This is a genomic window from Zobellella sp. An-6, from assembly GCF_052487945.1.
This window is the reverse complement of record NZ_CP199259.1, coordinates 2,070,051-2,083,213: the sequence shown is the minus strand read 5'-3', so window position 1 is coordinate 2,083,213 and position 13,163 is coordinate 2,070,051. Positions and strand designations below refer to the sequence as shown.

The following is a 13,163-nucleotide window of genomic DNA, read 5'->3' as shown; positions in this document are numbered from 1 at the left end:
GCCCACCGGGCTTGATGGAAAAAGCCCCGCTCGCCGGGGCTTTTTGTTATATTAGTGTCCGCTTTTTTGTCGTAGGAATTCGTTATGCAACGTCCCTGGTATCAGCAATTCTGGCCCTGGTTCCTGATCACCCTGCCCCTGTGCGCCGTGGTGGCCAGCCTCTATACCTTTCGTATCGCCTACCAAGGGGCCGACAGCATGGTAGTGGATGACTACTACAAAAAAGGCCGGGCCATCAACCAGGATCTGAGCGAACTGAAGGAGGCCGAGCGCCTCGGCCTGACGGCCGAACTCGCGTTTCAGGAGGGGGTGCTGTCCCTGCGCCTGCAGGGGCAGCACGTCGAAGGGGAAGCCGTGCGCATCCGCTTCAGCCACCCCACCCTGGCCGATCAGGATCTGGCGCGCCTGCTCACCAGCAGCGGCGACGGCATTTACCGCTACCGCCCTGAGCACCCCCTGATGGAAGGCCAGTGGAACCTGCAGATAGAGGCTTTCGACGGTCGCTGGCGAATGCAGCAGCGCATCCGTCTGCCCATCCCCGACCGGCTTGTCATCCGCGCCGGGCATTGAGCATGACCGGTTGTTTCCACTGTGGAGAGCCGGTGCCGGCCGGCGTCGACTTCCGCTTCGAATTCGAGGGTGAGCAGCAGGCCTGCTGCTGCCCGGGCTGTCAGGCGGTGGCCCATACCATCGTCGACTGCGGCCTCGGCAGCTATTATCTGCACCGCAGTGCGCCGGCGTCCAGGGCCGAGGCCGTGCCCGACGAGCTGAAACGGCTGCAACACTACGATCTGGCCGACATCCAGCAGGATTTCGTGAGCGAGCGGGACCAATTGAAAGAGGCGCAGTTGTCGATAAGCGGCCTGAGCTGCGCCGCCTGCGCCTGGCTGATCGAACGCCATCTGTCCCAGTTGCCGGGGGTCCGGCTCATCCAGGTCAACAGCACCACCGAGCGGGCCCGGCTGCGCTGGGATCCGGAGCAGGTTGCCCTGAGCCGGCTGCTGGCCGCCTTCGCGGAAATCGGCTACCAGGCCCGCCCCTTCCTGCCCCAGGTGCAGGAGCAGGCTTACCGGCAGGAGGTGAAGTCCTACCTGCTGCGCCTGGGCGTGGCCGGCATCGCCAGCATGCAGGTGATGATGGTGGGTTTCGCCCTCTACGAGGATCTCTTTCCCGACATCGATGTGGATCTGGTGCAGTATTTCCGCTGGGTCAGCCTTTGGCTGTCGGTACCGGTGATGGCCTACTCCGCCCTGCCCTTCTACCGCAATGCCTGGCGCGGCATCAGAAACCGGGCGCTGAACATGGATTTGCCGGTGTCCCTGGCGATGATCTTCGCCTTCGTCGCCTCCGTCTACGCCACCGTCACCGACACCGGCGAGGTCTATTACGAATGCGTGTCCATGTTCGCTTTCCTGCTGCTCACCGGCCGCTTCCTGGAGATGCGCGCCAAGCGCAAGGCGTCGGAGAGCAGCGCCAACCTGAGCCACCATATCCCCATGCTGGCCCGGCTGGAAACGCCCGATGGCGAACGGGAAGTCGCCGCCAAGACCCTGGTCCCGGGCCAGCTGGTGCTGGTGGCTCCGGGCAGCCAGATCCCGGCGGATGCGGAAATTCTCGAGGGCAGCACCAGCGTGGACGAGTCCATGCTCACCGGCGAGCATCTGCCGGTGCGCCGCGGCACCGGCGAGCGGGTATTTGCCGGCACCACCAATGTGGAGTCCCCGCTGCGGCTGCGGGTGCTGCGCCCCCTGGCCGACGCCCGGGTATCGGAAATCCTGCGCGCCCAGGACGACGCACTGCTGGAGAAGCCACGGGTGGCGGTGCTGGCCGATCAGCTGTCCCGCTACTTCGTGGCGGGGCTGCTGCTGGTGACCCTGGCCACCTATCTGGTCTGGCTGCAGCTCGATGCGGACAGGGCATTCTGGGTGATGCTGTCGGTGCTGGTGGCCACCTGCCCCTGTGCCCTGTCGCTGGCCACCCCCACGGCACTGACCGTGGCCAGTGCCCGCCTGTCCCGTGCCGGCGTTCTGGCCCGCCGGGGCCATGTGCTGGATACCCTGCCCAAGGCTACCCGCATGGTGTTCGACAAGACCGGCACCCTGACCCGGGGCGAGGTGGCCCTGGCCTCGGTCAGTCTGCTGGACACGCGCGCCGAGGCCGAGGTGCTGGCCATCGCCGCCGCCCTGGAAGCCCAGTCCGAGCACCCCATCGCCCGCGCCTTTCGCGCCTACCGGGATCCTCGGCTGGCGGTAAGCGAACGGGAAAATCTTGTCGGCCGGGGCCTGCGCGGGGTGATTGACGGCCAGCGCTGGCGCCTGGGCAGCGCCGCCTGGCTCAACCCCGGCGCCGAAGACGACGCGCTGTGCGTCTATCTGGCCGACGAGCAGGGCCCCGTGGCGCGCTTCGAGCTGACCGATCCGCTGCGGGACGATGCCGAGCAGTTGATCCGCCATTGCCGGGAGCAGGGGCTGGCCACCACCATCCTCACCGGCGACGGCTCCGGCCAGGCGGACAAGGTGGCCGCCCGGCTGGGGGTGGACGAACTGGTCAAGAATGCCAGCCCCGACGACAAGCTGGCCTATCTGCGCGCCCGGGATGCCGCCGGCGAGGTCTGCCTGATGACGGGCGACGGCATCAACGACGCCCCCGTGCTGGCCGGTGCTGCTGTCTCCTTCGCCATGGCCGGCGGTACCGACATCGCCAAGAACAGCGCCGACGCCATCCTGCTCGGCGACGATCTGCGGCACCTCCTCACCGCCCGCCGGGTGGCCGGCCGCTGCCGGCGGGTGATCAAGCAGAATTTTTCCTGGGCGCTGGGCTACAACCTGGTGATACTGCCGCTGGCGGCCATGGGCCATGTGTCGCCCTGGTTCGCCATGATAGGCATGTCGGCCAGCTCGCTTATCGTCATGACCAACTCCCTGAGGCTGTCACGCTCATGAACGACCATGAAATCTGGTACCTGATCATTCCCATCGCCCTTATCTTCGTGGCCATCGCCATCGCCCTCTTTTTCTGGTCGGTGAAAAGCGATCAGTTCGAGGATCTGGACCGCCAGGGCAGCAACATCCTGTTCGACGACGACAAGGACGCCCATTGCCAGGCCCAACCCAGGGACGACCATGACCAGCCAGCTTGACCCCTGGGCCGCGCTGCTGATCGGCCTGCTCGGCGCCGGTCACTGCATCGCCATGTGCGGCGGCGTGGCGGCGGCCTTCTCCATGGCTGTCCCCAAGGAGCAGCGCCGCCTGCACTGGCTCTACCTGCTGAGCTACAACGCCGGCCGCATCCTGAGCTATGCCCTGGCCGGGGCCCTGGTGGGCGGCGTCTTCGCCGGCCTGGCGGATCTCAGCCTGGGCAAACAGGGCCTGATGTGGCTGCGGCTGCTGGCCGGGGTGATGATGATACTACTCGGCCTCTATCTGGCGCGCTGGTGGTTCGGGCTGCTGCAGCTGGAGCGGCTCGGCAACCACCTGTGGCGCCATCTCAGGCCCCTGGCCGGCCGCTTCGTCCCCTTTCGTCATCCCCTGGCCGCCCTGCCCTTCGGCATGGTGTGGGGCTGGCTGCCCTGCGGCCTGGTGTACTCGGCGCTGACCTGGAGCGCGGTGTCCGGCGGCATGGGCCAGGGAGCCCTGGTGATGGCACTGTTCGGCCTCGGCACCCTGCCCACCCTGCTGGCGTTGGGGGGGCTGGCGGGGAGCCTGCGGCATTGGCTGAACCACCCGACTTTTCGGCTATGCTCTGGCATCTTATTGATTTTTTACGGTTTGTTTACAGTAATCCAGGTGTTGCCGGTGCTTTACTAAGCTATTAAGTGCCCGCCATCGGTGCTATGATTGTGCTGTGATACCAAGATAAAGTGTCGAGCCCATGGGAAATCAGTCTAAAGTCATCAAAGCAGCCCCCACCGGTCGTGCCATCCACTGCCAGGACTGCAGCATCAGCCAGTTATGCATTCCGCTCGGTCTCAATTCCGACGAGCTGGACGAGCTGGACAACATCATAGAGCGCAAGAAACCCATCCAGAAGGGCCAGGAGCTGTTCAAGGCCGGTGAGGAGCTGAAATCGCTCTATGCCATCCGGGCCGGCACCGTCAAGTCCTACACCATCACCGAGCAGGGCGATGAGCAGATCACCGCCTTCCACCTGGCCGGCGACCTGGTCGGATTCGATGCCATCAACACCGGCACCCATCCCTCCTTCGCCCAGGCGTTGGAAACCGCCATGGTGTGCGAGATCCCCTACGAGATCCTGGACGATCTGTCGGGCAAGATGCCCCGGCTGCGGCAGCAGATCATGCGGCTGATGAGCAACGAAATCAATGGCGACCAGCAGATGATACTGCTACTGTCCAAAAAGACCGCAGAAGAACGCCTGGCCGCCTTTCTCCACGGTCTGTCCACCCGTTATTCCCAGCGCGGCTTCTCGCCCCGCGAGTTTCGCCTCACCATGACCCGGGGTGATATCGGCAACTACCTCGGCCTTACCGTCGAAACGGTCAGCCGGCTGCTGGGCCGCTTCCAGAAGAGCAACCTGATCGAGGTGGACGGCAAGTATATCCGTATCCTGGATTTGTCCGAACTGGCCTGTTTGGCCGGCGCACCGGCATCGACCTGAGCATCACTCGCAACCAAGGGGCTGTTTATGATCAAGTATCAACGCATTCTGGTGGTCGTCGATCCGGTCGCCGAGACCCAGCCGGCCCTGCACCGGGCGGTATCCGTCGCCGCCCTCGAGGACGACGCCGCCGTCACCCTGTTCCTGCCCATCTACGACTTTTCCTACGAGATGACCTCCATGCTGTCCAGCGAAGAGCGGGACGAAATGCGCGAAGGGGTGGTCCAGGGGCGGGAAGAATGGCTGAAGACCCTGCTCGAGCCCTATGCGGACAGCAAAATCCGCTTCGATTTGAAAGTGGTCTGGCACAGCCGCCCCTTCGAGGCCATCATCCAGCAGGTGCAGGACGGCAACCACGATTTGGTGGTAAAGAGCACCCACAAGCATGCCCTGATCCAGTCCTTCATCTTCACCCCCACCGACTGGCATCTGCTGCGCAAATGCCCCTGTCCGGTGCTGCTGGTCAAGGAGCGGGACTGGCCCATGGGCGGCCATGTGCTGGCGGCGGTCAACTGCTGCAGCGACGACACGGCCCAGGAGGCGCTCAACAACAAGATCATCGGCGAGAGTGCCGAGGTGGCCCGACTGCTGTCCTCTACCCTGCACCTGGTGAACGCCTACCCCATTACCCCGGTGAACATGGCGCTGGAGCTGCCCGACTTCGACCCCCACGCCTACAACGCAGCGGTGAAGAAACACCATGAGCGGGCGCTCTATGAATATGCGGTGCGCTTCGAGCTGGAGCCCAAGGTGCTGCACCTGCAGGAAGGGCTGGCGGAAGAAGTGATCCCCCGTTGTGCCGACGAAATCAATGCCAGCCTGGTGATCCTGGGCTCGGTGGGCCGTACCGGGCTGTCCGCCGCCCTGCTCGGCAACACCGCCGAGCATGTCATCGACAAGCTGAACTGCGACGTGCTGGTGCTGCGCCCCGATGCAGCCTAACCATTAAAACCGGCGTTCTTGACCCAAGGCGACAGACATTCGAGTCTCACCAGCGTATCCGCCTCGGCCGACGGCCCCAATTCGTTGGCCGAGGCGGGTATCAGCGTTGACTCAGCAGCCGTTCAATTTCCTCTTCCGCTACCGTTTCGCAGTTGGATTTCGGCGTTTCACCACGCAGCCAGGACGTCCATTTTCGGCGGGGGTTGAGAATGAAATGCATTCGACGACTCATGCCATTTTCAATCACCACGTCGCTGCCGTTATCGTCCTCCTCGTCGGTCACACGCAGGCTTTCGCTGGTCACCTGCTCGCCTTTTTTCAGCGAAGCAGAAATCCGATCACTGTAGATACGCAACGTCAGGGGCCCGGTTTCATGAATGCGGATCCCGCCCTCTTCAAAGTGGCCCGCCACTATGTGCAACGGCTTCACCATGCAGAGGTCTCCCGCCTCGTTGCGGCTGATATAGGCACCTTCTCCGGCGATGCCGTGCAAATAGAGCAGACTGCCTTCTGCAACGGTCGGGATCACAACCATCCCCCGGACGTCGGCGGGCAGGAGGTCAGCGTCGGATGGTGTCTCCTGCGCTACGGCCAAAGCACTGCTCAGAGCAAGCAACATTCCTGACATTACACGGGCTGATCTCATCGTCTTTTCTCCTGTCATGAAGCCATGCCATATACGTTGGCTCGTGGATCACCTTGCTGCCCCAACATCAGCAGCAACGCGATGACACCGATCACCGGGACAAAAAATATCGCCGCCCACCAGCCAGAACGCCCGGTATCGTGCAAACGGCGCACCGTCACCGCCAACAGCGGAACAAAACTGGCGATGCTGTAGGCAATCTCCAGCCATGCCGGAGTGCCCCCGCCCATTTCCAGAGCCACCAGCGCCACGCTGACAAGCAGGTTAATCAGAAAGAACATCCAGAATGCCCGGCGTGATGCCCGGCCTGAAAAGACCAGGCTCCGTTGCCAGGTCTGCCAATACCATTTCATTAGTCATCTCCTCGTTGGAATTGCACGCCACGAGCCGGGCGGGCGGGGCGGGCGGACAGGGGTACGATGACTCAACCGCAGCGCTCCGGCGTCCTCGATCCGGTTCCAGGACTTCCCAAAACGGGTTTCGGGACATCGGGCACTTCACGCAATACATGGAAATGGGTAGGCTTGATACACCGGCTAACGGACTCTGCCGTAAAATGGAAACCTTATGATCGCCGTTCCCCTGCCCTTTGTTGTCTCACTGCTGCTGTTTTTACTGGCTGTCATCTTGTGGGTAAAACCGTCCCGGGAAGGAAAATCGGCCGGCCTGTTCGCCGGTCTATGTGCCTTGACAACCGCCATCGTCGGACTCCGATGGGCGCTGGATATGGCGATATTCCGCATGTTGCAGCCGGTCTGTGCCGCTCTGGTCCCCATGGCGGCATGGTACTGTTGCAAACGGGCCCATCAGCCGGGGCGGCTGTCGCCACTGCACTGGGCGGGCCCGGTCGTCGTGGCGGCCGCTGCGCTGGGCTATCCCTACTGGCATGCCCCCCTGGATCTGATGCTGACGATGCTCTATATCGGTTACGGGATCGCGCTGCTTCGCTCATCAGGCACCATGGCATCGGAAGTGCGCTTGTCGGATGTGGAATGGGTGAAATATGCCGAACGGATGGCCGGCTGCATGTTGCTGTTCTCGGCCTGCATCGATGGCGCACTGACACTGGATTTTGCCCGCTATGATGGGGCCCATGCCATCTATATTCTCGCCACCGGTTACACCTTGCTGCTGCCGACGCTGGCCCTGGCGGTGGTGATGGTCGGCCGGAGTACTCAACCGAACGAGGCTGCTGAAAGCGCACCATCCGAGCTCGATCCCCCGACGCAAGCTGTACTCAGCGATGGCGAAGCCAACGCAATCATCGCTAAACTGGATACGCTGATGCGTGAAAAGCAGGCGTTTCTCGATCCGGATTTAACCCTGAGCCGCCTGTCGCGAAAACTGACCATTCCGGCACGGCAGATATCCATGGCCGTGAATCAGGTTCATGGCCGTAACCTTTCCAAGGTGCTCAACGAATACCGGATTGGGCATGCCAAAGAGCGGCTGCTGACCAGCGATGAAAGCATTACTCAGGTCTATCTCAATTCCGGCTTTCAGACGAAATCCAACTTTAACCGCGAGTTCAGCCGGGTAACCGGACAGACGCCGAGCGCCTTTCGTCGTCGGTCTTCGGCATCGGAGTCTTGATTCGGCGCCGACGACGCAACGGCCGTCCGATCCCGCCACTGGCGCCTTGCCCTCGGGGCGCCAGTCACTATAATAGCCCCAGTTTTTTTGGCCGGGGTCATCATGTCAGTTCAAACTGCCAAGCAAGTGTACAACTTCAACAAGCTGCAGAAGCGGCTGCGACGCCACGTGGGCGAAGCCATCGCCGACTTCAACATGATCGAGGACGGCGACCGGGTCATGGTCTGCCTGTCCGGCGGCAAGGACAGCTACGCCCTGCTCGACATACTGCGCAACCTGCAGGCCCATGCCCCCATCCGTTTCGACATCGTCGCGGTCAACCTGGATCAGAAACAGCCCGGCTTTCCCGAGCATGTGCTGCCGGCTTACCTGGACGAGCTGGGGGTGGAGTACAAGATCGTCGAGGAAGACACCTACTCCATCGTCAAAGACAAGATCCCGGAAGGCAAGACCACCTGCTCGCTGTGCTCCCGCCTGCGCCGCGGCATCCTGTACCGTACCGCCACCGAGCTGGGCGCAACCAAGATCGCCCTGGGTCATCACCGGGACGACATCCTGGAAACCCTGCTGCTCAACATGTTCTACGGCGGTACCCTGAAGTCGATGCCGCCCAAGCTGGTGAGCGACGACGGCAAGCACGTGGTGATCCGTCCTCTGGCCTACTGCAAGGAAAAGGACCTGGTGCGCTACGCCGAGGCCAGGGCCTTCCCCATCATCCCCTGCAACCTGTGCGGCTCCCAGGAGAACCTGCAGCGCCAGGCGATCAAGACCATGCTGCAGGACTGGGATCGCCGTTTCCCCGGCCGCATCGAAAGCATGTTCCGCTCGCTGCAGAACCTGGTGCCCTCCCACTTGCTGGATCACCAGCTGTTCGACTTCAAGGGCGTCGACCGGGATTCGGGGGTGATCGACGGCGGCGATCTCGCCTTCGACAAGCCGGAGCTCTCGCCCCGCTTTATCGACGAAGACGGTGAAGAAAACGAAGCCGATTTCGGCGAGCGGCTGCAGATTATTGAAGTGAAATAAGAAAAGGCGCCGAGGCGCCTTTTTGAGTTACAGCCAGGGACTGATCCGCACCGCCGGCAGCGCCAGGCTCCGCTCGGCGGCCAGCTGTTGGTCGGACAGCTCCAGCCTCGCCTCGCCATTCAGGCTCTGCCCCGGCTCGGCCGGTGTCAGGTGTAACCCTTTCAGTTCCGGCACAAAATATTTCCCCGGCCAGCCCGCCATCTTCTGCAGCAGCACATGCATCTCATCCCGTATCTGGCGCAGTTCGGCCAGGCTGACGTCCCCCGCGGGCAGCTCGGCCTGGATGCGGATGGATATATCGCACCGCTGCGGCCGCTCCACTTCCAGGGCCACCACCGCCTTGTCCAGATCCAGCTGTTTGTCGAAGGGCAGCAGGAACTGGCCGTGGGGCAGCGGCTCTACCTCACCCCGGATCGCCCCGGCCACCTGCACGGTGCCGGACTCGATATGGCAGAGGCCCTGGCCATCCTGCCGGCTCAGGTAGAAGCCGAGCTCGGCCCGCTCCACCCTGGCCTTGGCCACGGTTTCCATATGCTTGTAAAAGCCGCTGTATCCCAGGGTAAGGGACTCGGCCTGCGCACCGGTGCTGGCCAGGGCCAGCAGCATGACTATCGCTGGCGTCTTCATGCGTCGAAACGATCCTTGGACTGGTTGAAGGAAGAGGGCTGCGGCTCGCCTTCGCGCGCCGTCGGGCCGGCGCCTTCCACGCCGCAGGCTTCGCGGTAGATGATGCCCTTGACCACTATGTAGAGGGGGGCTACCCAGATAAGGCCGATGCCGAAGGTCATCACCGCCGCCATGAAGCACAGCACCAGCAGCATATGGAGCAGCAGCAACGCCATCCACTGGCGGGCAAACAGCCTGAGCGAGGTCAGGATGGCCTGCAGCGGGTTCAGGCCCTTCTCCAGGATCAGCGGAAAGGTGAACATCAGCGCCACACTCAGTACCAGGGTCGGCAGCATGGTCAGCATGGGCGGCAGCCCCAGGCTCTGGCCCAGGGGAAGGAACAGGCTGGTGATGATGCCCATGAGCAGGCTGGCCAGGGCCAGGGGCAGCAGGGAGCGGAAATAGTCGAAGATCTGGCTGGGGCGGATGGGCCTGTCCACCGCCCGGTGGATGCCCATCATGTCCAGGCCCCCGCTCATGGGCGCCATCACCATGGAGATGGCCAGGCCCAGCAGGCTGGCGCTCCACACGGACTCTTCCCCTTCCCCGCCGGTCAGCACCAGCAGCTGGTTGAGCAGCAGCCAGCAGCCGACCACGCCGATGGCGGCCAGCAGGATCGGCAGCTTGGCGCCATGGATCCGTCCCCAGGCTTCCTGCAGCACGGCCTTGGGGGCCAGTTCGAAGCCCTGCTCCAGCGAGCGCTGCAACCGGGCAAATCGTGGTTCATTCATAATGCGTTCTCATTTCAAGGGTGGCGACATTATAACGGATGACGCCGCCGGGGAAAGCCAGGCTAACCCATTATAAAAATTGGGGAATTTGTCGAAAGCACAAACAGCAAATCCGCATCGTTCACGCATAAAAATTCGCTTTGCTTTCCGAGGGCCGGGGTCTAGAATGCGCGCTCATTTTCAAACCAGAACGCGGCGCGTTTTCATCGAGGTGAATAAGGGCAAATGGCCGAACACACCCCCCCGCTGGTCTCCCTGACCGGTATCAGCAAGCAGTTCGACGGCAAAGCTATCATAGACAACCTGGACTTATCCATTTATGACGGCGAATTCCTCACTATCCTGGGCCCGTCCGGCTGCGGCAAAACGACGGTGCTGCGCCTGATCTCGGGACTGGAGGACGCGGACAGCGGCCATATCCACCTGGCCGGGGAAGACATCACCCGGGTGCCTGCCGAGCTGCGCCACGTCAACACCGTGTTCCAGAGCTATGCCCTCTTCCCCCACATGTCCATCTTCGACAACGTGGCCTTCGGCCTGCGCATGCAGAAGGTACCGGCGGCGGAAATCCGCCCCCGGGTGATGGAGGCGCTGAAGATGGTGCAGCTGGAGCAGATGGCCAACCGCTATCCCCACCAGCTGTCCGGCGGCCAGCAGCAGCGCATCGCCATCGCCCGCGCCGTGGTCAACCGACCCAAGGTGCTGCTGCTCGACGAGTCACTGAGTGCCCTCGACTACAAGCTGCGCAAGCAGATGCAGACCGAACTCAAGCAGTTGCAGCGCCGGCTCGGCATCACCTTCGTGTTCGTCACCCACGATCAGGAAGAGGCCCTGTCCATGTCCGATCGCATCGTGGTGATGCAGGGCGGCAAAATCGTGCAGGACGGTGCCCCCAAGGAGATCTACGAATCCCCCGCCAACCTGTTCGTGGCCAAATTCATCGGCGAGATCAATATCATGGATGGCGAGCTGCTCACCCCCGCCGGCGAGGCCGGCGCCTGGCACGCCCAGGTGGAAGGGCGGCGCTGCCTGGTGCACAGCCAGTACCCCTTCGATGCCGGCGACAAGGTGTGCGTGCTGCTGCGTCCCGAGGATTTACGCATGAAGGTGCGCAGCCCGGATGCCCCTTCCGAGGGCGTGCCCGGGCGCATCATCGACCGCCACTACAAGGGCGCTACCCTGGACTCCCTGGTGGAGCTGGAGTCCGGCCACCGGGTACTGATCTCCGAGTTTTTCGACGAGGACGATCCCGACTTCGACTATCGCATCGGCCAGCAGGTGGACATTCACTGGGTCGACCGCTGGGAGGTGGTCCTGCCCTATGAACAACACTAACGGTTTTCGCAACGTCGCGGTCGGTCTGATCGTCGGTTGGCTGCTGCTGTTCGTGTTCATGCCCAATCTGATGATCATCGGCACCAGTTTCCTGACCCGGGATCACGCCAGCCTGGTAAGTCTGGTGTTCAGCCTGGAAAACTACGGCCGGCTGTTCGATCCCCTGTATTTCCAGGTGCTGTGGCACTCGGTGTTCATGGCCGGCACCGCCACCCTGCTGTGCCTGCTGCTGGGCTATCCCTTCGCCTTTATCATCGCCCAGTGCCCCCGGCGCTGGCGACCGCTGCTGCTGTTTCTGGTGATAGTGCCGTTCTGGACCAACTCCCTGATCCGCACCTATGCGCTCAAGGTGGTCCTCGGCACCAAGGGGCTGCTCAACAATACCCTGCTCGGACTCGGCCTTATCGACCAGCCCCTGCGCATCATGTTCACCGAAGTGGCGGTGATCATCGGCCTGGTGTACATACTGCTGCCCTTCATGGTACTGCCGCTGTATTCGGCCATCGAAAAGCTGGACGGCCGGTTGCTGGAGGCGGCCCGGGATCTGGGCGCCGGTGCCTGGTCCCGCTTCTTCCGGGTGATAGTGCCGCTGACCATGCCCGGCATCGTGGCCGGCTGCCTGCTGGTGTTCCTGCCGGCCATGGGCATGTTCTATATCTCGGACCTGCTGGGCGGTGCCAAGAACCTGCTGATCGGCAACATCATCAAGACCCAGTTCCTCAACATCCGCGACTGGCCCTTCGGCTCGGCCACCAGCGTGACCCTGACGGTGCTGATGGCGGCCCTGATCTTCGTCTACTACCGGGTGGGCAAGCTGCTGAACAAGAAGGTATCCATCGATGATTAAGTGGTTCAAGGGCGGCTTCCTGCTGCTGGTGTTCGCCTATCTGTACATCCCTATCGGGGTGCTGATCGCCAACTCCTTCAACCGCTCCCGCTACGGTATCCGCTGGGACGGCTTTACCTGGGACTGGTACAGCCGCCTGCTCGACAACGCCGGCCTGATGGAGGCGGCCCGCCATTCGGTGACCATCGCCCTGGTGTCCGCCACCTTTGCGGCGTTGATCGGCACCCTGGCGGCGGTGGCCCTGTACCGTTACCGCTTCCGCGGCAAGGGCTTCGTGGGCGGCATGCTGTTCGTGGTGATGATGTCGCCGGACATCGTCATGGCCATCTCGCTGTTGGCCCTGTTCGTGGTGTTGGGCATTTCGCTCGGCTTCTGGTCGCTGCTGTTTGCCCACATCACCTTCTGTCTTCCCTTTGTGGTGATCACCGTGTATTCACGCCTCAAGGGGTTCGACCTGCGCATGCTGGAAGCCGCCAAGGATCTGGGTGCCAGTGAGTTAGTGACCTTCAGGAAAATCATTTTCCCGCTGGCCAGGCCCGCCATTGCCGCCGGTTGGCTGCTGAGCTTCACCTTGTCCCTGGACGATGTGATCGTCAGCTCCTTCGTCACCGGTCCGGCCTATGAGATCCTGCCGCTGAAAATCTATTCCATGGTCAAGGTGGGCGTGTCCCCCGAGGTCAACGCCCTGGCCACCATCATGCTGGCGGTGTCGCTGGTGCTGGTGGTGACGTCTCAATTTCTGTTAAGGGATAAACGCTGA

The 13,163-nt window shown here is 62.6% G+C and carries 15 protein-coding genes; 11 read left to right on the top strand and 4 right to left on the bottom strand.

Going from position 1 to position 13,163, the window contains the following annotated elements; all coding sequences use genetic code 11:
- The first annotated feature begins 84 nt into the window (after nt 1–84).
- The 6 genes from ACT7DK_RS09685 to uspE all read left to right on the top strand — a co-directional run bounded on the left by ACT7DK_RS09685 (nt 85) and on the right by uspE (nt 5,559).
- Nucleotides 85–570 (top strand): FixH family protein, encoded by a 486-nt coding sequence (locus tag ACT7DK_RS09685; RefSeq protein ID WP_445398597.1) that lies wholly within the window; start codon nt 85–87, stop codon nt 568–570.
- Nucleotides 571–572: 2 nt separating this feature from the next.
- Nucleotides 573–2,942 carry a heavy metal translocating P-type ATPase gene (locus ACT7DK_RS09680; protein WP_445398595.1) on the top strand — a complete coding sequence of 790 codons (2,370 nt, stop codon included), beginning with the start codon at nt 573–575 and terminating at the stop codon, nt 2,940–2,942.
- A complete protein-coding gene (ccoS, locus tag ACT7DK_RS09675; protein WP_445398593.1) occupies nt 2,939–3,139 on the top strand; it encodes a cbb3-type cytochrome oxidase assembly protein CcoS in 201 nt (66 codons plus the stop codon). Before ACT7DK_RS09680 ends, ccoS begins: the two co-directional genes overlap by 4 nt.
- Complete coding sequence (locus tag ACT7DK_RS09670) at nt 3,123–3,806, top strand: sulfite exporter TauE/SafE family protein (protein ID WP_445398591.1); 684 nt, start codon at nt 3,123–3,125, stop codon at nt 3,804–3,806. Before ccoS ends, ACT7DK_RS09670 begins: the two co-directional genes overlap by 17 nt.
- 64 nt (nt 3,807–3,870) lie before the next feature.
- On the top strand, nt 3,871–4,617 hold the full coding sequence (locus tag ACT7DK_RS09665; RefSeq protein WP_445398589.1) for an FNR family transcription factor: 747 nt from the start codon (nt 3,871–3,873) through the stop codon (nt 4,615–4,617).
- Between the two features lie 27 nt (nt 4,618–4,644).
- On the top strand, nt 4,645–5,559 hold the full coding sequence (gene uspE / locus ACT7DK_RS09660; protein ID WP_445398587.1) for a universal stress protein UspE: 915 nt from the start codon (nt 4,645–4,647) through the stop codon (nt 5,557–5,559).
- Nucleotides 5,560–5,659: 100 nt separating this feature from the next.
- Here the strand turns inward: uspE and ACT7DK_RS09655 are convergent, their stop codons facing one another.
- Nucleotides 5,660–6,205 carry a hypothetical protein gene (locus tag ACT7DK_RS09655; protein WP_445398585.1) on the bottom strand — a complete coding sequence of 182 codons (546 nt, stop codon included), beginning with the start codon at nt 6,203–6,205 and terminating at the stop codon, nt 5,660–5,662.
- A 14-nt stretch (nt 6,206–6,219) separates the two neighbouring features.
- Nucleotides 6,220–6,558, bottom strand: coding sequence for a DUF805 domain-containing protein (locus ACT7DK_RS09650; RefSeq protein WP_445398583.1), 339 nt, complete (start codon nt 6,556–6,558; stop codon nt 6,220–6,222).
- A 214-nt stretch (nt 6,559–6,772) separates the two neighbouring features.
- Between ACT7DK_RS09650 and ACT7DK_RS09645 the strand changes: the two genes are divergently transcribed.
- Nucleotides 6,773–7,798 carry a helix-turn-helix domain-containing protein gene (locus tag ACT7DK_RS09645; RefSeq protein ID WP_445398581.1) on the top strand — a complete coding sequence of 342 codons (1,026 nt, stop codon included), beginning with the start codon at nt 6,773–6,775 and terminating at the stop codon, nt 7,796–7,798.
- Nucleotides 7,799–7,900: 102 nt separating this feature from the next.
- A complete protein-coding gene (gene ttcA / locus ACT7DK_RS09640; protein ID WP_445398580.1) occupies nt 7,901–8,824 on the top strand; it encodes a tRNA 2-thiocytidine(32) synthetase TtcA in 924 nt (307 codons plus the stop codon).
- Nucleotides 8,825–8,851: 27 nt separating this feature from the next.
- Here ttcA and ACT7DK_RS09635 read toward each other — a convergent pair whose 3' ends face one another.
- A complete protein-coding gene (locus ACT7DK_RS09635; protein WP_445398579.1) occupies nt 8,852–9,451 on the bottom strand; it encodes a DUF2987 domain-containing protein in 600 nt (199 codons plus the stop codon).
- On the bottom strand, nt 9,448–10,221 hold the full coding sequence (locus ACT7DK_RS09630) for a hypothetical protein (RefSeq protein WP_445398577.1): 774 nt from the start codon (nt 10,219–10,221) through the stop codon (nt 9,448–9,450). Before ACT7DK_RS09630 ends, ACT7DK_RS09635 begins: the two co-directional genes overlap by 4 nt.
- A 225-nt stretch (nt 10,222–10,446) precedes the next feature.
- Here ACT7DK_RS09630 and potA point away from each other — a divergent pair, with 225 nt between their 5' ends.
- The 3 genes from potA to potC are packed head-to-tail and all read left to right on the top strand — an operon-like array spanning nt 10,447 to nt 13,163.
- Entirely contained in the window at nt 10,447–11,556 is a 1,110-nt protein-coding gene (gene potA / locus ACT7DK_RS09625) for a spermidine/putrescine ABC transporter ATP-binding protein PotA (protein WP_445398575.1), read from the top strand.
- Nucleotides 11,543–12,403 carry a spermidine/putrescine ABC transporter permease PotB gene (gene potB, locus ACT7DK_RS09620; RefSeq protein WP_445398573.1) on the top strand — a complete coding sequence of 287 codons (861 nt, stop codon included), beginning with the start codon at nt 11,543–11,545 and terminating at the stop codon, nt 12,401–12,403. Before potA ends, potB begins: the two co-directional genes overlap by 14 nt.
- The gene (potC, locus tag ACT7DK_RS09615; protein ID WP_445398571.1) at nt 12,396–13,163 is read left to right on the top strand and encodes a spermidine/putrescine ABC transporter permease PotC; all 768 of its coding nucleotides are present in this window, start codon (nt 12,396–12,398) and stop codon (nt 13,161–13,163) included. Before potB ends, potC begins: the two co-directional genes overlap by 8 nt.